Origin of the sequence: Streptomyces violaceoruber, assembly GCF_033406955.1 — a bacterium.
Classification (GTDB): Bacteria; Actinomycetota; Actinomycetes; order Streptomycetales; family Streptomycetaceae; genus Streptomyces; species Streptomyces violaceoruber.
Genome location: NZ_CP137734.1, coordinates 199,109 through 220,309 on the forward strand (window position 1 = coordinate 199,109; position 21,201 = coordinate 220,309).

At 72.8% G+C, this 21,201-nt stretch carries 22 protein-coding genes; 10 read left to right on the forward strand and 12 right to left on the reverse strand.

Going from position 1 to position 21,201, the window contains the following annotated elements; genetic code table 11:
- Nucleotides 1–69: 69 nt before the first annotated feature.
- Together R2E43_RS01035 and pntB are read left to right on the forward strand one after the other, a co-directional pair.
- Entirely contained in the window at nucleotides 70–1,644 is a 1,575-nt protein-coding gene (locus tag R2E43_RS01035) for a Re/Si-specific NAD(P)(+) transhydrogenase subunit alpha (protein WP_319127933.1), read from the forward strand.
- On the forward strand, nucleotides 1,641–3,101 hold the full coding sequence (gene pntB / locus R2E43_RS01040; RefSeq protein WP_332055805.1) for a Re/Si-specific NAD(P)(+) transhydrogenase subunit beta: 1,461 nt from the start codon (nucleotides 1,641–1,643) through the stop codon (nucleotides 3,099–3,101). Before R2E43_RS01035 ends, pntB begins: the two co-directional genes overlap by 4 nt.
- 34 nt (nucleotides 3,102–3,135) lie before the next feature.
- Here the strand turns inward: pntB and R2E43_RS01045 are convergent, their stop codons facing one another.
- From R2E43_RS01045 to R2E43_RS01075, 7 genes are all read right to left on the reverse strand, one after another.
- A complete protein-coding gene (locus R2E43_RS01045; RefSeq protein ID WP_003971523.1) occupies nucleotides 3,136–3,579 on the reverse strand; it encodes a nuclear transport factor 2 family protein in 444 nt (147 codons plus the stop codon).
- Between the two features lie 141 nt (nucleotides 3,580–3,720).
- The gene (locus R2E43_RS01050) at nucleotides 3,721–4,080 is read right to left on the reverse strand and encodes a DUF488 domain-containing protein (RefSeq protein WP_003971524.1); all 360 of its coding nucleotides are present in this window, start codon (nucleotides 4,078–4,080) and stop codon (nucleotides 3,721–3,723) included.
- 94 nt (nucleotides 4,081–4,174) lie between these two features.
- Nucleotides 4,175–4,579: an STAS domain-containing protein gene (locus tag R2E43_RS01055; protein WP_319127938.1), complete on the reverse strand. Its 405-nt coding sequence runs from the start codon at nucleotides 4,577–4,579 to the stop codon at nucleotides 4,175–4,177.
- Nucleotides 4,580–4,665: 86 nt separating this feature from the next.
- On the reverse strand, nucleotides 4,666–5,424 hold the full coding sequence (locus R2E43_RS01060; protein WP_003971526.1) for an IclR family transcriptional regulator: 759 nt from the start codon (nucleotides 5,422–5,424) through the stop codon (nucleotides 4,666–4,668).
- A gap of 41 nt (nucleotides 5,425–5,465) precedes the next feature.
- On the reverse strand, nucleotides 5,466–6,281 hold the full coding sequence (locus R2E43_RS01065) for an SAM-dependent methyltransferase (RefSeq protein WP_003971527.1): 816 nt from the start codon (nucleotides 6,279–6,281) through the stop codon (nucleotides 5,466–5,468).
- Nucleotides 6,278–6,547 (reverse strand): DUF397 domain-containing protein, encoded by a 270-nt coding sequence (locus R2E43_RS01070; protein ID WP_136207627.1) that lies wholly within the window; start codon nucleotides 6,545–6,547, stop codon nucleotides 6,278–6,280. Before R2E43_RS01070 ends, R2E43_RS01065 begins: the two co-directional genes overlap by 4 nt.
- Nucleotides 6,544–7,416, reverse strand: a complete 873-nt coding sequence (locus R2E43_RS01075) for a helix-turn-helix domain-containing protein (RefSeq protein ID WP_003971529.1) — start codon at nucleotides 7,414–7,416, stop codon at nucleotides 6,544–6,546. The genes R2E43_RS01070 and R2E43_RS01075 overlap by 4 nt, the downstream gene beginning before the upstream one ends.
- 98 nt (nucleotides 7,417–7,514) lie before the next feature.
- Here R2E43_RS01075 and R2E43_RS01080 point away from each other — a divergent pair, with 98 nt between their 5' ends.
- From R2E43_RS01080 to R2E43_RS01090, 3 genes are all read left to right on the forward strand, one after another.
- Complete coding sequence (locus R2E43_RS01080; RefSeq protein WP_332055806.1) at nucleotides 7,515–8,036, forward strand: ATP-binding protein; 522 nt, start codon at nucleotides 7,515–7,517, stop codon at nucleotides 8,034–8,036.
- An 83-nt stretch (nucleotides 8,037–8,119) separates the two neighbouring features.
- Nucleotides 8,120–10,576, forward strand: coding sequence for an SCO7613 C-terminal domain-containing membrane protein (locus R2E43_RS01085; protein ID WP_332055807.1), 2,457 nt, complete (start codon nucleotides 8,120–8,122; stop codon nucleotides 10,574–10,576).
- A gap of 179 nt (nucleotides 10,577–10,755) precedes the next feature.
- Nucleotides 10,756–11,406, forward strand: a complete 651-nt coding sequence (locus tag R2E43_RS01090) for a YceI family protein (RefSeq protein WP_030864424.1) — start codon at nucleotides 10,756–10,758, stop codon at nucleotides 11,404–11,406.
- Between the two features lie 3 nt (nucleotides 11,407–11,409).
- Here the strand turns inward: R2E43_RS01090 and R2E43_RS01095 are convergent, their stop codons facing one another.
- Together R2E43_RS01095 and R2E43_RS01100 are read right to left on the reverse strand one after the other, a co-directional pair.
- On the reverse strand, nucleotides 11,410–12,093 hold the full coding sequence (locus R2E43_RS01095) for a 2-phosphosulfolactate phosphatase (RefSeq protein WP_030864421.1): 684 nt from the start codon (nucleotides 12,091–12,093) through the stop codon (nucleotides 11,410–11,412).
- Between the two features lie 32 nt (nucleotides 12,094–12,125).
- On the reverse strand, nucleotides 12,126–13,106 hold the full coding sequence (locus R2E43_RS01100; protein WP_003971534.1) for a helix-turn-helix transcriptional regulator: 981 nt from the start codon (nucleotides 13,104–13,106) through the stop codon (nucleotides 12,126–12,128).
- A gap of 199 nt (nucleotides 13,107–13,305) precedes the next feature.
- Here R2E43_RS01100 and R2E43_RS01105 point away from each other — a divergent pair, with 199 nt between their 5' ends.
- Nucleotides 13,306–13,992: an alpha/beta fold hydrolase gene (locus tag R2E43_RS01105; RefSeq protein ID WP_003971535.1), complete on the forward strand. Its 687-nt coding sequence runs from the start codon at nucleotides 13,306–13,308 to the stop codon at nucleotides 13,990–13,992.
- A 34-nt stretch (nucleotides 13,993–14,026) separates the two neighbouring features.
- Here the strand turns inward: R2E43_RS01105 and R2E43_RS01110 are convergent, their stop codons facing one another.
- Nucleotides 14,027–14,401 (reverse strand): VOC family protein, encoded by a 375-nt coding sequence (locus R2E43_RS01110; RefSeq protein WP_003971536.1) that lies wholly within the window; start codon nucleotides 14,399–14,401, stop codon nucleotides 14,027–14,029.
- Nucleotides 14,402–14,566: 165 nt separating this feature from the next.
- On the opposite strand from R2E43_RS01110, the gene R2E43_RS01115 reads away from it, so the two are divergent.
- Nucleotides 14,567–15,727, forward strand: coding sequence for a serine hydrolase domain-containing protein (locus R2E43_RS01115; RefSeq protein ID WP_332055808.1), 1,161 nt, complete (start codon nucleotides 14,567–14,569; stop codon nucleotides 15,725–15,727).
- Between the two features lie 23 nt (nucleotides 15,728–15,750).
- Here the strand turns inward: R2E43_RS01115 and R2E43_RS01120 are convergent, their stop codons facing one another.
- Complete coding sequence (locus tag R2E43_RS01120) at nucleotides 15,751–16,872, reverse strand: ABC transporter substrate-binding protein (protein WP_078653040.1); 1,122 nt, start codon at nucleotides 16,870–16,872, stop codon at nucleotides 15,751–15,753.
- A gap of 69 nt (nucleotides 16,873–16,941) precedes the next feature.
- On the opposite strand from R2E43_RS01120, the gene R2E43_RS01125 reads away from it, so the two are divergent.
- Together R2E43_RS01125 and R2E43_RS01130 are read left to right on the forward strand one after the other, a co-directional pair.
- Nucleotides 16,942–17,748: an aminoglycoside adenylyltransferase domain-containing protein gene (locus R2E43_RS01125; protein WP_030864405.1), complete on the forward strand. Its 807-nt coding sequence runs from the start codon at nucleotides 16,942–16,944 to the stop codon at nucleotides 17,746–17,748.
- Between the two features lie 53 nt (nucleotides 17,749–17,801).
- Complete coding sequence (locus R2E43_RS01130) at nucleotides 17,802–19,223, forward strand: M1 family metallopeptidase (protein ID WP_332055809.1); 1,422 nt, start codon at nucleotides 17,802–17,804, stop codon at nucleotides 19,221–19,223.
- Nucleotides 19,224–19,230: 7 nt separating this feature from the next.
- Here R2E43_RS01130 and R2E43_RS01135 read toward each other — a convergent pair whose 3' ends face one another.
- A complete protein-coding gene (locus tag R2E43_RS01135; protein ID WP_332055810.1) occupies nucleotides 19,231–20,097 on the reverse strand; it encodes an endonuclease/exonuclease/phosphatase family protein in 867 nt (288 codons plus the stop codon).
- 153 nt (nucleotides 20,098–20,250) lie between these two features.
- Here R2E43_RS01135 and R2E43_RS01140 point away from each other — a divergent pair, with 153 nt between their 5' ends.
- Nucleotides 20,251–21,189 (forward strand): LysR family transcriptional regulator, encoded by a 939-nt coding sequence (locus R2E43_RS01140; protein WP_332055811.1) that lies wholly within the window; start codon nucleotides 20,251–20,253, stop codon nucleotides 21,187–21,189.
- Nucleotides 21,190–21,201 lie beyond the last annotated feature (12 nt).

Below are 21,201 nucleotides of genomic sequence, written 5' to 3' on the forward strand. Positions count from 1 at the left end.
TCTCTCGGTGCCGCGTCGCCCTCCCGTGGGTACGGAACCGGTCAACAACGCCTCCACGAGAGACTGGACATGACTGGACACCAATCCGCTCACCGCCCGCCTCGGCGCGTCGGCGTCGTCGCCGAGTCCCTGCCCGGGGAGACGCGCGTCGCCGCGACGCCTTCGACGGTTCGTCTGCTCCTCGGCCTCGGTTACGAGGTCGTCGTCGAGTCGGGAGCCGGCGCGGCCTCCGGTTTCGGCGACGAGGCCTACGCCGAGGCGGGGGCGGGCGTCGGCGAGGCCTGGGCCGCGGACGTCGTACTCAAGGTCAACGCGCCGACCGCCGACGAGACCGCCGCACTGCGCGAAGGCACGACGCTGGTGGCTCTTCTGGCACCGGCGCAGCGGCCCGAGCTGCTCGAGGCGCTTTCCGCGCGGGGCGTCACGGCGCTCGCCCTGGACGCGGTGCCGCGCATATCGCGGGCGCAGTCGATGGACGTGCTCAGCTCCATGGCGAACATCGCCGGGTACCGGGCCGTGATCGAGGCCGCGCACGTCTTCGGCCGCTTCTTCACCGGGCAGGTCACCGCGGCGGGCAAGGTGCCGCCGGCGAAGGTCCTCGTCGCCGGGGCCGGGGTCGCGGGGCTCGCCGCCGTCGGGGCCGCGTCCAGCCTCGGTGCGATCGTCCGCGCCACCGACCCCAGGCCGGAAGTCGCGGACCAGGTGCGGTCCCTGGGCGGCGAGTACCTCGCGGTGGACGTGGCCCAGGAGGAGAGCGCCGACGGCTACGCGAAGGCGACGTCGGCCGACTACGACCGTGCCGCGGCCCGGCTCTACCACGAACAGGCCCGTGACGTGGACGTCGTCATCACCACCGCGCTGATCCCCGGACGGCCCGCCCCGCGCCTGCTGACCGCCGCCGACGTGGCGGCGATGCGGCCCGGCAGTGTCGTCGTCGACATGGCCGCCGCCCAGGGCGGCAACGTCGAGGGGACCGTAGCGGGCCGGACCGTGGTGACCGGCAACGGTGTGACCGTCATCGGCTACACGGACCTGGCGGCCCGGCTGCCCGCCCAGGCGTCGCAGCTGTTCGGCACCAACCTGGTCAACCTGCTCCGGCTGCTCACCCCGGGCAAGGACGGCCGGATCGTCATCGACTTCGACGACGTGGTGCAGCGGACCGTGACCGTGGTCCGCGCGGGCACGGTCACCTGGCCTCCGCCACCGGTCGCCGTGTCGGCGGCGCCGCCCGCCACCGCGCCCCCGGCGACGTCGCCCGCCGCGCCGGTGGGCGGGAGACTGCGCCGGCTCACCCCGGCGGGGCGCTTCGGCCTGATCGGCCTCGGCATGCTGGCGACCTTCCTGCTGGTCGCCTTCGCTCCGGCCCAACTGGCGCAGAACTTCACGGTGTTCGCGCTGGCGGTGGTCATCGGCTACTACGTGATCGGCAAGGTCCACCACTCCCTGCACACCCCGCTGATGTCGGTGACCAACGCCATCTCGGGGATCGTGGTGATCGGCGCCCTCGTGCAGATCGGGCACGAGAGCACGCTCGTCACCGTGCTGTCCTTCGTGGCGATCCTGCTGACGAGCGTGAACATATTCGGCGGTTTCGCCGTCACCCGCCGCATGCTGTCCATGTTCTCGAGAGGCGAGTCCCGATGACGTCCATGACCGCCTCCCGCGCCGCCGACCTGGTGGCGGCCCTGCTGTTCGTCCTGAGCCTCGCCGGTCTGTCCCAGCACCGGACGTCACGCGCCGGTGTCGTGTACGGCATCGCGGGGATGGCCCTCGCCCTCGCGGCCACCGTCGTGGTCTCGGCGCGGAGCGTGTCCGCCGGGCCCGTCGCGCTGATCCTGCTCGCCACGGTGATCGGCGCCGCGGTCGGCCTGTGGCGGGCGCGCCGCGTGGAGATGACGCAGATGCCCGAGCTGATCGCGGTGCTGCACAGCTTCGTCGGTCTGGCGGCCGTCCTGGTCGGCTGGAACAGCTATCTCGAGGTCGAGGCGCACGGCTCGCGGGGCCGGATCGCCGCCGACCTGATCGGCATCCACCACGCCGAGGTGTTCATCGGCGTCTTCATCGGCGCGGTCACCTTCACCGGGTCGGTGGTCGCCTACCTGAAGCTGTCCGCGCGGATCAAGTCCCGGCCGCTGACGCTGCCCGGCAAGAACGCCCTCAATCTGGGTGCGCTGGCCCTGTTCGCGGTGCTGACCGTCTGGTTCACCGTCAGCCCGGGCCTGCCCCTGATGGTGGCGGTCACGGTCCTGGCGCTCGCCCTGGGGTGGCATCTGGTGGCCTCCATCGGCGGCGGCGACATGCCCGTCGTCGTCTCGATGCTCAACAGCTACTCCGGCTGGGCCGCGGCGGCGGCCGGCTTCCTGCTCGACAACAACCTGCTCATCGTCACCGGTGCGCTGGTCGGCTCCTCGGGTGCGTATCTGAGCTACATCATGTGCCAGGCGATGAACCGTTCCTTCCTCTCCGTCATCGCGGGCGGCTTCGGCATCGAGGCTCCTCCCGGGGGTGCGCAGGAGCAGGGCGAGCACCGTGAGGTACGGGCGCCCGAGGCGGCGGAACTGCTCGCGCGGGCACGGTCCGTGGTGATCACCCCCGGTTACGGCATGGCCGTGGCGCAGGCCCAGCACCCGGTCGCGGAGCTGACCCGGCGGCTGCGCGAGCGCGGCGTCGAGGTGCGCTTCGGCGTCCACTCCGTCGCGGGGCGGCTGCCCGGGCACATGAACGTGCTGCTGGCCGAGGCCAAGGTGCCCTACGACGTCGTTCTGGAGATGGACGAGATCAACGACGACTTCGCGGACACCTCGGTCGTGCTGGTCATCGGCGCGAACGACACGGTCAATCCCTCGGCGACCGATGATCCCGCCAGTCCGATCGCGGGTATGCCCGTGCTGCGGGTCTGGGAGGCGGAGCAGGTCGTCGTGTTCAAGCGCTCGATGGCCTCCGGCTACGCGGGCGTGCAGAACCCGCTCTTCTTCCGGGACAACACCAGCATGCTCTTCGGCGACGCCAAGCAGAGCGTCGAGGCGATCCTGGAGGCCCTCGGGTCCGGGACCGGACGAGACCCCCGGGACGCCGCACGGGGGGCGACGCCGGTGCGGTGAAGGGTGCCGGGCCCGTGGGCGCCGCGCGGAGTCCTCACGCGCGGTCCGTTTCGAAGGCCTGCGCGACGGCGAGGCTGTCCTCGTACACGTGGTGGCGGGTGACGAGGCCGTTCTCGACCGTCAGGTGGAGGGCGAACCGGGCGCGGTACGCGCGTCCGGTGGAGCGCGCGGTCTGGCGGATCTCGCCGAGCACGACCGCGTCGTTCCCGTCGACGAGGATGCGTTCCACCTCGGTGTCCGCCTGCTGCGGCAGGTGGTGCTCGGCAAGCTCCCGGTAGTGGGCCGCCGCGTCCGCCCGGGTGGACCGGTGACGGATCCACGGCGTGGCCGGACGACCGTGCTCGGCCTCCGGCCAGTCGAGCCTCCAGTCGCCCTGGTCGGCGTACAGCGCGGCGATGTGCTCGGGGTCGCCCGTGCCGATCCTGCGCAGCAGGTCTTCGACCACGGAGCGGGTGTTCGTCGATGCGGCCGCGGGCATGGCAGACCTCCTCCTGGTCCGCATCCCGTCGACGCGGAGACATCGCCCATCCTGTCGGCCCGCGCGCGCCGGGGCGATGACCTCCGAGGTAGGGCGGGCGGGTGCTCCCCCCCAGGACCACCTCCCCCAGGACCGCCTCCCTCAGGACCCGTCCAGCCACTCGGCGAGCGCGGCCGCCTCGCTGTGGTCCACGTCCTTGGTGGCCGTCAGCAGGGTCACCTTGGCCCGGGCCGCCAGGTCGCGCAGGCGCTCCAGCGCGGCCTCGTGGTCGGAATCCTCCAGTTCGGCGAAGTAGCGGCGCCGGAACTCGTCGTAGCGCCGTGGATCGTGGTGGTACCAGCGCCGCAGATCGGCCGACGGTGCGACGTCGCGCAGCCAGGCGTCCAGACCGGCCTTCTCCTTGCTCACACCGCGGGGCCACAGCCGGTCGACGAGCACGCGCTTGCCGTCCTGGGGCGTGGCACTTTCGTAGATTCTGCGGTATCCGACCCGTGCCGTCATGATCCACCTTCCGGAGAGGACCCGGGCAGCGACTTCCGTTCAAGTGAACCGCCGCGGGCGGGACGAAACACGAAGGCGTGCGGTGACGGCGGGGTCAGTCGCGCGCGTACGGCCAGCCGGCCAGTCCCTCGGCCCCGGGAGGCTGCGCGACGGCCTTGTCCACGGAGTCGTGGAAGGAGTAGACCGCGCCCAGGCCGCCGAGCGCGAAGACGTGCAGGAGGCGCCGGTCCGGACAGGCGATCCGCAACGACCCGTGATGGGTCCGGATGAGCTTGGTCACGGCCACGATCATGCCGAGGCCCATGGAGTCGATGAAGGGCGTGTCGCACAGGTCCAGTACGAAGTGCCGGTGACCCTCGGCGAGACGCCGGCCCACCTCGGCCCGGACGAGCGGCGCGAAGGCGATGTCGATCTCGTCGGCCGCCCGGACGACCGTCCAGCCGTTCGCCACATGACAGCCGACCTGCCCGTACGGCCCTGCGACGCCCTGCTCACTCACGTTCCGGTTCTCCTTGCGACCGTGCCCGATTTGCCCGTCTCATCCAGGAAACGCGGTGGGGCTTCGCTGCCGCAAGGGCCCGGTTTTCAGATGGTGAGCGAGAGCCCCCGGGACACCCGTTCCGCGGTGGCGAGCAGCGTCGTCACGGCGTCGTCGAGGCAGGCCGTGCGGTTGATGTCCACGGAGATGCCGAGGGATCCGATGGTGTCGCCCCGGCGGACGGGGACCGCGACGCAGGCGGTGCCCAGACGGTACTCCTCCAGGTCGGTCACGGCCGGGCCGCGTGGGGCGGCGTCGAGGCTCCGCAGCAGCTGGGCGCGGTAGGTGATGGTGCGCGGGGTGAGATCGTTCAGCGCGTGGCGGGAGAGGTAGTCGGCGCGGGCCTCGGCGTCCAGCTCGCGCAGCACGCTCTTGCCGAGCGCCGTGGCGTGTCCCGCGTCCTCGAAGCCGACCCAGAGATCCACCCGGGGGGCCTTCGGGCCGTCCACGATCTCCGCGACCCTGATCTCGCCCTCCTCGTAGAGGGTCAGGTACGCCGCGGCCGACAGGTCGTCCCGCAGCTCGGTGAGCGTGGGGCGGACCCTGCTGAGCGCCGTCTGGTCGCGGCTTCCCGCGTGCAGCGCGCCCAGCCTCTCCCCCAGGACGAACGTGCCGTCCTCGAGTTTGCGCACATAACCGTCGTGGACCATGGTGCGCAGCAGGTGGTAGGTGGTCCCCAGGGCCAGACCCGTCTCGCGCGCCAGCTGCTTGGCCGGTACGCCGCTCTCGTGGGCGCCCACCGCTTCCATCAGGCGAAAGGCTCGCTGCACCGAGGAGATGAGCGTGGGGCCCTCCTGACCGCTCACTCCTCCACCCTGCGCCCCACCGCGGGGGTCCGGCAAGCGGGCTACGCCTTGATGCCGACCCCGGCCCACAGGCTGACCTGGGCGTCGGTGGGGGCGTCGGGACCGGCGGGGAGGTCCGGTCGCCAGCGGTGACCGACGGTGACGCCGGGGGTGAGGAGGTCGAGCCCGTCGAAGAAGCGGGCGACGTCCTGCTGCGAACGGAACTGCACCGGCGTGCCCCCGCCGGTGTAGATGTCGGTGACCTTCTCCCAGGTGGGCGGGTCGAAGTCGGGCGTGCAGTGGCTCAGCGCGAGCGCGCTGCCCGCCGGAAGGGCCGCCATCAGCCGGTCGACGATGCCGTACGGGTCGCGGGCGTCGGTGATGAAGTGCATCAGCGCGTTCAGCGACAGGGCGACCGGCCGGGACAGGTCCAGCACCTCGGCCAGTTCGGGCGCGTTCAGCAGGGCGTCGGGGTCGTTGACGTCGGCCTCGATGTAGGTGGTGCGGCCCTGCGGGGTGCTGCGCATGAGGCGCTCGGCGTACTTCAGGACGAGCGGGTCGTTGTCGGCGTAGACCACCCGGGCGTCGGGGACCACGGACTGTGCCACCTGGTGCACGTTCGGCTCGGTGGGGATGCCCGTGCCGATGTCCAGCCACTGCCGGATGCCGTGCTCCTGTGCCAGTACCCGAGTGGCACGGTGCATGAAGGCACGGTTCTCGCGGGCACAGGTGAAGATGCCCGGGTAGGCCTCGGCGACCGCTTCGGCCGCCTGCTTGTCGACCGGGAAGTGGTCCTTGCCGCCGAGGTAGAAGTCGTACATGCGGGCCGAGTGCGGCCTGCTGGTGTCCAGGCTCCGCGCGCCCTGGGTGCTGCTCATTCCGTTCCCCTCCTGCGGCCGGCCGTCAGATGGTCGGCCATGCCCTGCTTGACTCCTCGGACGAACGCGCCGATCTCCTCGCGCGTGTAGATGAGTGCGGGGCCGGCCGGGTCCGTCGACTGACGCACGGCGATGCGTCCGTCGGCGAGTTGCTTGGTCTCCACGCACTGGCCGCCGTTGGGACCGCTCCACGGGCGCTCCCAGCCGCTTTCGCCGAGGTCGCGGGCGGGCATCCCGTTGTAGACGGGGACGTCGGTGGTGCTCATGAGTACTCCTTGCGCATGCGGTTCAGGAGTGCCTTGCTGGCCCGGGTGGAGGTGAGCAGCGACATCCTGTTGTGCGCCTCCAGGTGCGCGACGACGTCGGCCCGTTCGTCCAGGTACATCGACGCGGAGAGGATCTCGCTGTAGACCACGTCGGGCAGCTCCGGTTCCTCGAACCGGAAGTAGGTGAAGGGGGCGCAGGCCCCGACGTGGGCGCCGACGGCGAAGGGAAGGATGTCGATGCTGACGTGCTCCAGCTCGGACGCCTCCAGCAACCGGTCGATCTGCTCGCGCATCACGTCCGGACCGCCGACGACCCGGTGCAGGACCGCTTCCTCCATGACCACCCAGAGGGTGGGCGCGTTCTCCCGCTCCAGCAGGCTCTGCCGGCGCAGCCGCAGGCCGACGCGGCGCTCCAGCTCCTCGTCGGAGCCGTTCGGAAAGCCTCCGCCCAGGACGCCGCGGGCGTAGGCGGGGGTCTGGAGCAGCCCTGTGACGTAGTGGGGTTCGTAGGTGCGCAGCGTGCCGGCGCCGGTCTCCAGACTGACGTACGCGGTGAACCAGTTGGGCAGCACGTCGCGGTAGGCGTGCCACCAGCCCGGTTTGTTGGCCTGCTCGGCGAGCGCGACGAACTCGTCGATCTCCTGCTGTCCGGTGCCGTAGGTCTGCAGGAGCTTCTCGACGTACAGGGGTTTGAGGGCGACTTCGGCCTTCTCCAGCCGGCGGATCGTCAGGGGCGTCACCCGGAGTGCCCTGGCGGCGTCGGCCAGTGAGGCACCCGCGCTCTGCCTCATGTCATGGAGCCGGCGCCCCAGGATCATGCGCAGCACCGTCGGGGCGCTGGTGCCCGCGCCGGACCGAGCTTCACTCACGCCCCACCTCCTGATGGGCTGTCACCGGCGCCATTGTGACAGCGACTTGATGACGACACCAGACTGAACGGGTCTTTCTGAAATTATCAGGGATCCGGTTGCAGGCTGAACTCGTCGGCGAGCATAGTGGCGGTCGTGAGCATCGCGCCCGTCCTCACTGGAAGGCGATCACCGTGACCCCCCACACGAGCCCTTCACCCGGACTGTTACCACCGGCGCGCCCCGACCTGGAACACTGGTTCGACCTTCCCTCGCTCCGCATCAGCGTGCGGACGGCGCGCGACACGGTCCGCCGGCAGCTTCGCACCTGGCGGCTTCCCGGCGACGTGTGCACCGACGCGGTACTGCTCGTCTCGGAGCTGGCGACCAACGCCGTGCTCCACTCGGGCGGCGACCGCATGCTGTGCGGCCTGTCGCTGACCTCGCACGAGCAGCTGCGGATCGAGATGCACGACGACGGGCGGACCTCGGCCGGCCCGGCCGGTTGCGGCTCCGGCCCGCGGGACGAGAGCGGCCGGGGGCTGTTGATCGTGCAGCAGTTGGCCGACTCGTGGGGGACGGCCCGTTCCGACCGCACCAGGGGCACCACCGTCTGGGCGGTTCTGCGGGTCGGCCTCTGACCCCCCGGGGCACCCCGCCTCTGAGTACGGGCTGAGTATGCGCGCTCATGTCCCGACGCGTGGCGAGGACCACACTCCGAGGCATGACGAACCTTCCGCCCCCGGCCGAGGAGCTGCGGTTCCTGGACGCCGAGTTGCGGCAACTCGATGTGCGCCGCGCCACCCTGCTGCGGCGCCGTGCGTGGCTGGTCCACACGTTGCAGGCGACCGCCGCCCGGCAGCCCGCCCTCGGCCCCGGGACCGCGCCGGTGGGACCGCCCGCCGGCACCGGTGCCACCGCACGGCGCCCGGAGGCAACCGCGCCCGGCGTGCAGAACGTGCTGCTGGTGCTCGGTGGCGTACTGCTGACGATCGCGGCGATCGCGTTCACCCTCGTCAGCTGGGGTCACCTGGGGATCGCTGGACGCGCTCTGGTGCTCGGTGCGCTGACCGTGGGCGCGCTCGGTGCGCCGGTGGCCCTGCTGCGACGCGGGCTGAGGTCGACGGCCGAGGCCGTGGCCGCTCTCGGGACCGCCCTGACCGTCCTCGACGCCTACGCGCTCCACGAGGTGGCGTTCCCCGGCACGGACGGTGCCGGGTACACGGCCACCGCGTCCGCCGTCCTCGCGGCGCTGTGGGCCGTGTACGGCGTTCGCCTCAGGCTCCGGCACCCCCTCCCGCTCGCCGTGGCGACCGCCCATCTGCCCCTGCTGCTGGGGGCGATCGCCGTCGGAGCGGGTCCGTACACGCTCACGGCGGTGTCGCTGGCGACCGCCGCCGGCGGCACCGCCGTCGCGCTGCGCGCCGCGCTGCTGCCGGTGCGGATCGTCGCCGTCACCGGCGCACTGGGCACGGGCGCCGCCGGTGTGCTGTCGGCGGGGTGGCTCGGCTGGAGTGCGTCCGGCCCGGGCCCGGCCGCTCGGGCGGCGGCGCTCCTGCTCGTGGCGGCGGCGCTCGCGCTGGTGGCCGGCCGCTTCGTTCCACGACCGGAGATCTCCGTGGGCGCCGCCTTCGCGGCCGGCCTGTGCGTGGTCGCCGGGGCCGGTGGGGTGCTGCGGGTGACGGTGCCCGGCGAGTGGACGGTGCCGGGATGTCTGGCCTGCGCGATCGCCCTGCTGGCGGCGGAGCGAACGCGTCTTCACCATCCGTTGCGGCAGGGGCTGGTGCGCGCTTCGGCGGCGGTTCAGGGCTTCGCGGTGCTGTGGACGCTCCCCCTGGTCGCCGGATGCGTCCTCGGCCCGGCGGTCCGGGGTGCGGGGGCCTGGTCCGGTACGCCGCGGGATTTCCGGGATGCCGTGTTCGCGGGCCTGCCCCGGCCGCCGTACGCGGGCACCGCGCCGCTGGTCCTCGCCGTGGTGGCCGCGGTGCTGGTGGTGGCCGGACACCGCACGGCCCGGCGCCCGGCGGTCACGGTGGCGGCGCCGGTCCTCGGCTGGGCGGCCGCCCTTGTCCTCCCGGTGGTGCTGCAACTGCCGTACGCGGCCGGTCTGGTGGCGCATGCGGTCGTGGTCGCGGCGGCCCTGTTCTTCGCGGTGCGGTTCGGCCGCGCCGACAAGCGGCCGTCGCCGCCGTCCCTGACGGCCCTCCTGCTGGCGCTCGTCACCTCGGTCGGCCTCGCCCTCGTCTCGCTGGCCTCCGAGCCCGCGACGATCGCCGTACTCGGGACGCTGACGGTCCTGTTCGCTGCCGCCGGGCTCCGTCCGGGGCCCGCGCCCTTCGCGGCGCCCGCCGCCCTCTGCCACGCCACGGCTCTGGCCTGCGCGATCGGTGCGTCCGCGGGCCGGCCGCCGCACCACACGGCACTGCTGGTCCTCGTCGTGCCCGCCGTCGCCGCCCTGATCGCGTCGCGGACGGGCGGGTCACGGACGGGCGGGTCGCGGACGGGCGGGTCGCGGACGGGCGGGTCGCGCGCCACCGTACCGGTCGAGGTGGCGGGTGCGGCCGCGGGGCTGCTGGCGCTCGCGCTCGCCGCGCCGGAGCCGCCGATGCTGGCCCTGGTGCTCTCCCTCTGCGGTGCCGTCGCGGCGGCCACCGCGCTGCGCCCGGAGCGGAGGGCGGCCGGTTGGGCGGCGGCCGCGCTGTTCCTGCTGGCCACCTGGGTGCGGCTGGCCGCGTGGGACGTCGCCGCTCCGGAGGCCTACACGCTGCCGGTGACCGGACCCGCGCTGATCGTCGGACTTCTGCGTCGGCGCCGTGACGCCGCGGTGTCGTCGTGGACGGCATACGGCTCCGGGCTGGCCGTCACCCTGGTGCCGAGTCTGCTCGCCGCCTGGGACGACCAGCACTGGCTGCGTCCGCTGGCGCTCGGCGTCGCCGCGCTCGCGGTGACGCTGGCGGGCGCCCGGCACCGGCTCCAGGCGCCATTGGTTCTCGGCCCGGGTGTGCTCGCGCTGGTGGCGCTGCACGAACTGACCCCGTACCTCGCCCAGGTCGTCGGCGCGCTCCCCCGCTGGGCTCCTCCCGCCGTCGCCGGTCTCGTGCTGCTGGTCCTCGGCGCCACCTACGAGCAACGGCTGCGGGACGCCCGGCGCCTGAGGGAGGCACTGGGGCGGCTCGGCTAGGGCCTGTCCGGCGGATCAGGTCGCGGGGCCGCCATGTGCACGAGCGAGGGGGCCTCGTGTCCAACCCGTGCAGCTTTGCGGTCGGGGTCATGGAACCCGGACGAGGCCACCCATCTTGCCGTGGGCCATTGATCGACTTCGTGGTAACACGAAGTGATCGATTTCGAAAGGGCCGACTCATGGGCATCTTCAGCCGCCGCCAGACCGCCACCGTCGAGCAGCCGTCGGCCGTCGGGCAGGACCCGTTCGCCGCACGGCCCGCGACAGCGCTCGCCACGCCCGACCCGGCCCTTCGCGCGCTGACCGGGCGATGGACCATCGACCGCCCGCACAGCCGGATCGGGTTCTCCGTGCGGCACGCGATGGTCACCACGGTCCGCGGGGCGTTCACCGACTACGACAGCACGCTCCACTTCGACGGAGCCCGCCCCTCCGAGTCCCGGGCCGACCTCGTCATCCGCGTGGCCAGCGTCGACACCGGCGTGGAACAACGGGACGCCCACCTCGTCGGCAAGGACTTCTTCGACGCGCGGCGCCACCCGGAGATGACCTTCCACTCCACCTCCACCACCCAGGAGTCCGCGGAGAGCTTCCGCATGACGGGGGACCTGACCATCCGGGACACGACCCGCCCCGTCGAGCTCCAACTGGACTACCTCGGCTCGGTCGTGGACCCGTTCGGCTACGAGCGGGCGGGTTTCGACGGGACCACCACCATCGACCGCAGGGACTGGGGCCTGGTCTACAACCAGCGACTCGAGGCGGGCGGCAGCATGGTGAGCGAGAAGGTCCGCCTGCAGTTCGACATCTCCGCGATCCGCTCCTCCTGAACCCTACGGCCGGGGCACGGCGCACGGGCGCAGGACCATGAGCGAGTCCTCCGGTGCCGCGACCATGGCGAAGGGGAACCGGTCGAGTTCGAGGCAGAGGGCAACGTCATCGGGATGGACGCCCTGACGCACGCCCTGCACCAGCTCGGTGGCGGCGCGCGACTCGGCGGCACGGCCGAGGAACCCGGCGGCGTCCGCATCGTGCCCGGCGGCCCTGCGCGCGATGTACCGGGCACACGCCAGGTCTTCGTCGGCCCGGCCGTCCTCACCGGTGACCACGAACGTGACGTGCTCGGGAGCGCGTGCCCGCAGCACCCGGGCCGTCGCCTCCGCGACCACGAAGCCGGCGCACAGCACCAGTGACGCGTCCCTGACCGCCAGGGCGCCGACGGTCCCCGCCGTGGTCTTCTGTACGACGGTCCGTCCCGCGAGGTCGGCGGAGCGCAACAGGCCCGGCGAGTTGACCAGGTCGAAACCGGGCGTGAGCGGCCCGTCCTTGAGCGCCACCCGGGCCGGGTCGCGCTCCTTGAGGGCCAGGGCTTCGTCCAGCGACCCGGCGAGAACGATCTTCTCGGCCCCCCGCGCGAAGGCCCATGCGGCCACGGTGAACGCGCGCATGACGTCGACGACGACCGCCACGGCCGGAGCCTCGCCGACCTCGGGTATGCCAACGAAACGAGTGTCCATTCCGTCATGATCGCGCACGCCCGGCAGCACTGTCACCGGTCGCGGCCCGCCGCGTCGTGGTCCGTCACCGCGGCGGTGAAACGCTCCGCGAGGGCGGCGGCAGCGGCACGCAGTTCCTTTCCGCCCTCGATGCGGAAGGCGAAGGGCACCCCCGCCAGCCACTCCTGCGCGTACATGTCCGGGTTGCGAGTGCTGCCGAGAAGGACGCAGCCGTCTCCCAGTGGTTCGAGCCGTCCCATGGGCGGGCGGATCCAGGGGGCGACCTCGGCGGGCGGGACGTCGAAGACCACGCGGGTGGCGAACTCCCATCCGGTGCCCAGGTTCTCCTCCAGCACCGCCACCGGGTCGAAGTCCACCGGCGCGTCGAATCCGTGGCCGGTGCTCCGGACCTCGCCGATCCGGTCGACCCGGTAGGTGCGGACGGCGTCGGCGCGGTGGGAGTGGCACAGCAGGTACCAGCGCCCGTGGCGGACGACGAGGGACCAGGGGTCCGCCTCCTCCTCCCATGCGTGGCCGGCCTCGCTGCGGTAGGCGAGCCGCACGCGGCGCCGGTGCGCGACGGCCTCGACGAGGGAACTGGTGACGGCCGGATCGGGGTGGGCCGCCAACGGGTCGGGGGCGGCTGCCGCGTACTCCCGCAGCAGTGCCGCCTGCCGGCCGACGCTCTCCGGCAGCGCCTTGACGACCTTGCCCAGCGCGGTACCGACGAGGTCGTCGGCATCGGCCACCGCAGGCCGGCCGCCGAGTGCCGCCATGACGAGGCCGAGGGCCTCGGCCTGCGTGAAGTGCACGGGCGGCAGTCTCGTCCCGCGTCCCAGCCGGTATCCGCCGTGCGGTCCGCGGGCCGACTCCACGGGGATGCCCGCCTCCTTGAGGATGCCGACGTACCGGCGCGCAGCTCGCTCCGTCACGCCCAGCCGCACGGCGAGTTCGTCGGCCGTCGTGGTGGGGCGGGTCCGGAGGATCTCCAGGGCGCGCAGCGCTCGCGCGGTGGGGCCGGGGTCGTTGGGCACGGGAGCAGGGTAGTCGGCGCACGGCGCGGCCCGGGGGCGGCGGAGGTCGGGCGACGGTGATCGCTGGCCGACGGCCGGCGACCGGCGACCGGCGACCGGCGACCGGCGACCGGCGACCGGCGACCGGCGGAGCAAACCGGCAGTGGATCGTCCGGATCTCCTCCTACGGTGGGGCCCACGCAGACGAAGGGGAACGATCATGGACATCGTGCTCATCGGCGGCCTCTGGCTGAACGGATCCGTGTGGGAGGGCGTCGCGTCCACGCTGGAGTCGCTCGGCCACCGTCCGGTGCCGCTCACGCTCCCCGGGCAGGGGGACGGCGCGGCGACCGCCACACTGGACGATCAGGTGGCAGCGGTGCTGGCCGCGGTGGACGCCGCGCCCGGCAGGCCCATGGTGGTGGGGCACTCCGCGGCCTGTGCGCTGGCCTGGCTGGCGGCCGACCGGCGGCCGGGGCGGTTGGCCAAGGTCGCGCTCATCGGCGGCATCCCGACCCCCGACGGCCGACCGTACGCGGACTTCTTCGAGGTCAGGGACGGTGTGATGCCCTTTCCGGGCTGGGAGCCCTTCCAGGGGCCCGATGCCGCCGACCTCGACGAGGCGGCGCGGCACGAGCTGGCGGCGGCCGCGATCCCGGTGCCCGAGGCCGTGGCCCGGGGTGTGGTGCGACTGTCCGACGAGCGCCGCTACGACGTGCCGGTCGTGGTCGTGTGCCCCGAGTTCACGCCCGCGCAGGCGCGGGAGTGGATCGACGCGGGCGATGTTCCGGAACTCGCCCGGGCCAAGCACGTCGACTTCGCGGACATCGACTCGGGCCACTGGCCCATGATCACCAAGCCTGCCGAGCTGGCCCGGGTCCTGGCCGCGGCGGCCGAGGGGAACTGACGGTCGCCACGTCCCGGTCGGCCAGAGTCCCGGCTCAGTGGAGGCAGAGGCAGAACGGATGGCCGGCCGGGTCCGCGTAGACCCGCCAGTTGGCGCCCGGGCGGAGCTGGTCGGTCCGCTCCAGGACGGTCGCGCCGAGTGCGAGGGCCCGCTTCTCCTCGCCTTCGAGGTCGTCGACGTCGAAGTCCAGATGGAGCTGCTGGGGGTGGTCCTGGCCGGGCCATTCGGGCGGCCGGTAGCCGTCCACCCGCTGGAGGGCCAGCGGCGTCCCCTCGAAGCCGTGCACCTCAAGCCAGTCGGAGTCGTCCGGATCCGCGACCACCCGCCCGCCGAGCAGCTCCGCGTAGAACGACGCGAGCCGTACCGGATCCGCGCAGTCCAGCGCGACCGCCTGCATCTTTCGAATCACGTCCGACTCTCCTCGCTCTTCGGGCCCTCGCGTCACGCCCGTGTACCGGAACGTCCTACCCGGGGCAGCGGCGGGCATGCGCGACGGCGGACCGCAGCGGATTCTTCTTCGCCCCCTCCGTGCACTTGGTGTTGCGCGCACTGCGTGCATAATGGGTTCAAGAGCATGCCGAGGAGCCGCCGAAGAACCGGGGAGAGGACACCTGCCGTGAGTGACGCACTGGATCCCGAGGTACTGGACGCAGCCGTCGAGAACGTCCACCGCGCCGGAATGCCGGGCCTGTTCGCCGAGGTGCGGGACGGCGACCAGGTCTGGCGGGGCGCCGCCGGGGTCGCCGATGTCGACACCGGCCGCCCGGTCACCGCCGACCTGCGCCACCGGGTCGGCAGCATCACGAAGACCTTCACCGCCGCCGCGGTCCTGCAGCAGGTCGAGCAGGGGCGGATCGGTCTCGACGCGCCGATCGGCCGGTATCTTCCGGGGCTCCTTCCCGACGGGCGCGGCGAGGCCGTCACGGTCCGCATGCTGATGAACCACACCAGTGGTCTCGCCGAGTACCTGCCCCACGCCTACTCGTCCCTCAAGGCGTTCCCCGCCCTCGCGGACACCGGGCCGCAGAGCCTGGACGACCACCGGTTCACCCGGTTCGACCCCGCCGAACTCATCGCACTCGGCGTCGCCGCACCCGCCGTCGGCCCCCCGGGCGGCGCTCCGGGCCTGTACTCGAACACCAACTACCTGCTCCTGGGCAAGCTCCTGGAGGAGGTGACCGGCACCAGCGCCGAGCGCTGCATCACCCGGAACGTCATCGAGCGCGCCGGACTCCGGGACACCGAGCTGCCCACCGGACCGTACGTGGGCGAGCCGCACTCGCGCCTCTACGAGTCCTGGTTCGGCATGATCGACCCACCGCGCGACTACAGCGTCTACGACATGTCGTGGGTGGGGCCGTCGGCGTCGCTGATTTCCACCGTCTCGGACCTCAACCGCTTCTTCGGGATGCTGCTGGCCGGCGAGATCGTGAGCCCGTCGTCGCTGGCGCAGATGCGGCGTACCGTGCCGGTGGTCTCCCAGGAGGGGCGGACCATCGAGTACGGTCTCGGCCTGCACCCGACACAGACGCCCGGTCAGGACACCTTCTGGGGCCACGGCGGCACGGCCTGGGGCGCCGGGGCGCTGGCCGTGATCAGCGCCGACGGCAGGCGCCGCGTGGCCGTCGCGGTGAACCTCCAGAGGTGGAACGCACTCGACTCGGCGGGCAGGCCGCGGCCCCATCCCATCGACGACGCGCTCGCGGCCTTCCACCGCGTGGCGATGTACGGCTGACCAAGGCGCGCCGGCCCGAGGCGTCAGCCCGTGTGCAGGACCCGCAGGCGGCCGGGGTCCGCCGGATCCCGGTCCACGACCTGCACCGGCGCCCAGACCCATTGCCACACGCCGATGTCCGGCGTCCGGGAGAACCGGATCCGCCCCCGGGTGCCCTCGGCCGAGACGCTCGCCCACGATTCGGGGGTCCACGCCCGGTCCGGGCCCTGCGAGCGCAGCATGCCGGCGAGGACCGTCACCGTGTCGTAGCCCTCGAAGGCGACGAAGGAGGGCGCTTCGGCCAGCCGCTCGCGCAGCGCCGTTGCGACCCGTTCACCAAGCGGGCCCAGGCGTTCGGGCAGGTAGCGCAGGAAGGGAACCGCGGCGCCGTCCGCGCCCAGCGACGTCGCCCATCCGGTGAACTCCGGCTGCCCGGCCGGGGCGCCGATCATGACTCCGGCCAGGCGCCGGTCCCGGCGCACGGAGCGGACGATCGACACGGCCGGCTCGGGGTGACCGACCAGGAGGAGGAGGGCGGTCGCGTGCCGGCCGGCGAGCGTGTCGCACACCGACGCGGCGGTCGAGTCGCGCACGTCGATGTCGACGACGGTGCCGCCGTGCGGCGCGAGGTGGTCACGCAGGATGCGGGCGCCAGACGCCCAGTAGACGCTGCTCGGGTCGATGGCCACGGCGATGCGGCGGTGGCCCGCGGCGAGGAGATGGTCCGCGTAGATCCGCCAGCCGTGGGACTGCGCCGGGGCGAGGCGCGCGACCCACGGCGTCGGCTGTTCGGTGAGCGTGTCGAGCACGGCCGAGGCGCACAGGAACGGCACGCCCAGGGCATCGGCCCTGGCGGCAGCGGCACGCGCGACGACGCTGTGGTACTCCCCCGCCACGGCGGCCACGCCCAGCCCGGCCAGTTCCTCCACGGCCGCGGCGGCCCGGTGGGGATCGGCCGCGGTGTCCCGCACCACCAGCGCCACCGGCCTGCCCATGATGCCGCCGGCGTCGTTGACTTCGCGTACGGCCAGTTCCATCCCGGCGAGCAGGTGCCGGCCCGCCTCGTCCCAGCCCGGCCGGGTCAGCGGCACGAGAGCCCCGATCCGGACGTGCCCGTTCGTCTCGTCCCGCCCCGGCAGAGTCTCTTGCGTCACCATGCCGGTCATTGCATCCACCCCCCGCCGTCGACGGCAACCGATTATGCGTTCCGCGAGCCCCTGGTTAAGTTGGCCGGCATGCCGCTGCCTCCGGAGGTCCACCGGACCACGTCCGTATTCCTGTCCGCGATCGACGCGTCCGCGCCGGGACTGGTCCGGGGGCTGTACCTGTGCGGCTCACTCGGTTTCGGCGAGTTCTTCCCCGACCGCAGTGACGTCGACTTCGTGAGCGTGCTGGCCGAGCGCCCGGACCGGGCCGCGCTGGCGGCGCTCGCCGCAGCGCACGAGACCGTCCGGCGGGAGCACCCCCGCCCCTTCTTCGACGGTTTCCACGCGGTGCGCGAGGACCTGGTCGGACCACCGGAGCACTGCCCCGACCTGCCCTGCACCCGGATGGGGGTCTACGAGGAGGCCGGGCGGTTCGGCATCAACCCCGTCACCTGGCACGAGCTGGTCCGGCACGGCGTGAAGGTCCGCGGCCCGGCGCTCACCGAGGCTGAGGTGCACGTCGACGACGCCGCGCTGCGTGCCTTCAGCCACGACAACCTGTCGAGCTACTGGTCGCACGTGCACCGGGAGTTGGTCGAGAGTCCGGCGGAGGCTGCCGAGCCGGACGCCGTGGAGTGGTGCGTGCTCGGTGTCAGCCGCCTGCATCACCTCCTCTCGACGGGTTCCCTCACTTCCAAGAGCGGCGCGGGACGGTACGCCCTGAACGCCTTCGATGCTCGCTGGCACCCGATCGTCCTCGAGGCCCTGCGGGTGCGAGAGTCCACCAGCGCTCCGTCCGTCTACGACGCGATCCCCGAACGCCGGGCCGACGACACGATCGCGTTCACCGCCATGGTCATCGGGGCCGGACTCGCCCACGGCGCCCGGCGGGACTGAGGATTCGGCGAAGTCGGTTCGGCCGACAGGGGGTTGTGGCAGTATCCGCTGTCATGTCACCGCTCGGCACGTTCCTGCCCGCCCCGTGGTCGCACCCGGCCGGTCGTCGTCTGTTCGTGGTGTTGCTCGTGCTGCTCCTGGCGGTGGGTACGCCGGCGGGTGTGTCCGGTGCGGCAGCCGGGGGCGGCGGGTCCGCGGCGACGCCCGATCGCGCCCGCTACGACGTGGACCTGCGCTCCGACGCCGACGGCGGCCGCTGGACGGGGCGACAGCGAGTGTCCTTCCGCAATGCGTCGGAGCGGCCGCTGCGCGAGGTGTACCTGCGCCTGTGGGGCAACGGCGAGGACGGGTGCGGCACACCCGGCACACCCGGTGCGCCCGGCGTGCCCTCGCCCGTCGTCGTGTCGGGTCTGCGCGGCGGGACGGCGGACCCGCTCACGGTGAACTGCACGGCTCTGCGCATCGCCCTGCCGAAGCCCCTCGCGCGGGGGGAGCGGGCGTCCGTGGCCTTCGACGTCTCCGTCACGGTGCCCGACCGCAATGCCCGCTTCGGCCGCGAGGGCGCCTTCCGCTTCCTCGGCAACGCCCTGCCGGTGCTCGCCGTGCACGACGCCGCGGGCTGGCACCTCGACCCGTACGTGGCCGTCGGCGAGAGCTTCTACGCCCTCGCCGGTGACTTCAGGGTCCGCCTCGACCACCCCTCGGGCATGGCGGTGCCCGCGACGGGCCGCAACAGGACCCGCCCGGGGGCCCCGGGACGTTCGGTGACCCTCAGCCTCGCGGAGCGCGTGCGGGACTTCGCCTGGGCGGCGGGGCCGTTCCGCACGGCGGCCCAGACCACGCCCGGGGGTGTGCGCGTGAAGTCGTTCTGGGCGCCCGGCACACCCGCCGCGGGCGTCCGCCTCGCCCGCGCGGAAGCCGTCGCCGCCGTCGACCGGTTCGGCCGCGAGTTCGGCCGCTATCCCTACGGCGAGGTCGATCTCGTGATGACCAGCGGGTTCGGTGGCGGTATGGAGTATCCCGGCCTCGTCCTGCTCGGCACCACCGAGGAGGGCAACGCCGTCGTCCACGAGCTGGCGCACCAGTGGTGGTACGGCATCGTCGGCAACGACCAGTACGCCTCGCCGTGGCTGGACGAGAGCTTCGCCCAGTACGCCAACTTCCGCTTCTACGGCCTGGAGACGCGCGACTGCTGGTCGGACGTCTACTGGCCCGACGACGGCGCCGAGCTGACCGCCTCCATGGACTACTGGTCGCGGCACCGCGGCGAGTACCACCTCGTCTACACGGCCGGGCCCTGCGCCCTGGCCGACCTGGAACGCACCCTCGGCGCCGACGCCATGGCCCGGCTCCTCGAGCGCTACGCCCGGGACCACTGGTACGGCGTCTCCACCACGGAGGACTTCAAGCGGGCCGCCCAGTCCATGACGGACGAGGACCTCGGCCCCTTCTGGGAGAGCCACCGCATCCGGTGACGGGGCCTCAGGTGACGTCCAGGTCGGCGTACAGCAGGTCGTGGTCCGAGTGCGACGTACGGACCACGCGGTGCTCGCGCGGGGCGACGCCGCGCAGGAAGACGTAGTCGAACTTGCTCTGCCAGTCCGTGGTCGGCTCGCAGGTGCCGCCGGGCGCGGGGTGGCACTGCGGGTCGGTGTCCGTGGCCAGGGACCACATGGGGTCGAGTTCGGAGGCTTCCGGTACGGCGTTGAAGTCGCCGACGACTATGGCGCGTTCGTGCCGGGCGACCTCCTTGGCGAGTACGCGGACCTGGTCCGTCCGGAACTCCTCCTGACGGCGCTGGGCGAGGTGCGTGTTGAACACCCGGACGGACCGGCCGCCCACCTCGGTGGTGACCGCGAGGTATCCGCGGTCCTCGGAGCCGCCGTCGGGGTACTCGACGTTGACCGCGTCCGTGATCGGCGCCGCCGAGAGGATGGCCTGGCCGAAGCCCCCGGGATTCCACGGCGCTCCCCCGCAACGGCTCCAGTTCTGCAGGACCGATCCGTGTGCGACGTGGTAGACGAGCCCGTGGAAGGCCTCCAGGTAGTCCCGGATCCTGTCGACGTCACGTGCGCAGGCTTCCTGCATGCCGATGACCTGGGGCGCGTGTGCGGCTATCTCCGCGGCCCGGTCGAGGTTGCTCGCGTCGCAGGGGTTGCACAGGTTCCACGTCATGACCCGGTCGGGTACGACGTCCTTGACGGCTTCGACGGGCAGCGACCTGCCGGACAGGGCACCGCCGGGTGCACTGGGCCCCACCAGTGCCACGCAGGCCAGCGCCACCGCGCAGACGAGCAATCGCGAGCCGCCCCATTTGAGCACCGCCGCCTCCTCGGTGTGGACACACATGGCAACCGCCGTTCCCACCGACGAGGTTATGGCACCGCGGGGCGGGCCCCGGCACCGCCCGGCCCCCGCCTCGTCCGGCGTCCCGGGAGCGGCCGACGCCCCGCCCGAGCCCTGCGCCACAACCACGGGTTGGGCAGCCCTATGCTCGCCCCCATGGATACCGAGGCGGTGCGATCGTTCGTCCGCGCGGCCGAGCTGGGCCAGCTGCGGCACGCGGCCGACGAACTCGGCGTGACGCAGCAGGCCGTCTCGAAACGGATCGCGGCCCTGGAGCGCGCGCTGGACGTCCGGTTGTTCACCCGCACCCCCCGAGGGGTCGAGCTGACGCTGGACGGGCAGGCCTTCCTGCCGCACGCCCGGAACATCGTCGCGAACGTCGACCGCGCCGTCACCGCGATCCGACGGGGCTCGCGGGCGCTGCGGATCGACGTGCTCGGCCTGCGGTCCGCGCAGGCCGTCGTCCTGCACGACTACTGGCGTTCACATCCCGGAACCGCACTCGACGTGGTGACACTCAAGGTCGACGACCCGCGTCTGGCGGTGGCCGCCGTGCGGGCGGGGGACGTCGACGCCTCCTTCCGCTCGGTCACCGACCCGGCCGCGCTGCCGCCCGAGGTGCGGATGATCCACGCGTTCCACTCCCCGCTGGAACTCGTCGTCGGCCCGAGACACCCGCTCGCCTCCACACGCACCGTGACACCGGCCCGGCTGCGCGGGCACCGGATCTGGGTGCCCGGTATCGCCCCGGGCAGCGAATGGGCGGAGTTCTACCAGCAGCTCACCGCCGAGTTCGGCCTCCGGGTGGACGCCGCGGGCCCCAACTTCGGCAACGAGGTACTCCTCGACATCCTCGCCGACTCCGACGACGTGGCCACCCTCGTGGGCTCGCGCGACCGGTACGTCTGGCCGACCGGTCACGATCTGCGCCGCATCCCGATCGCGGGTCCGACGCTCGCCTACCCGCTTTCGCTCCTCCTCCCCCGGGAGAATCCGCACCCGGGGCTCAGGGCGGTCGTCAACCACTTCGCGAACCTGGCCCCGCTGCCCGAGGACACCTGGCTGCCCTCCTGGGCGACGGACCGGCCGGAGTAGACCCCGCCGGCC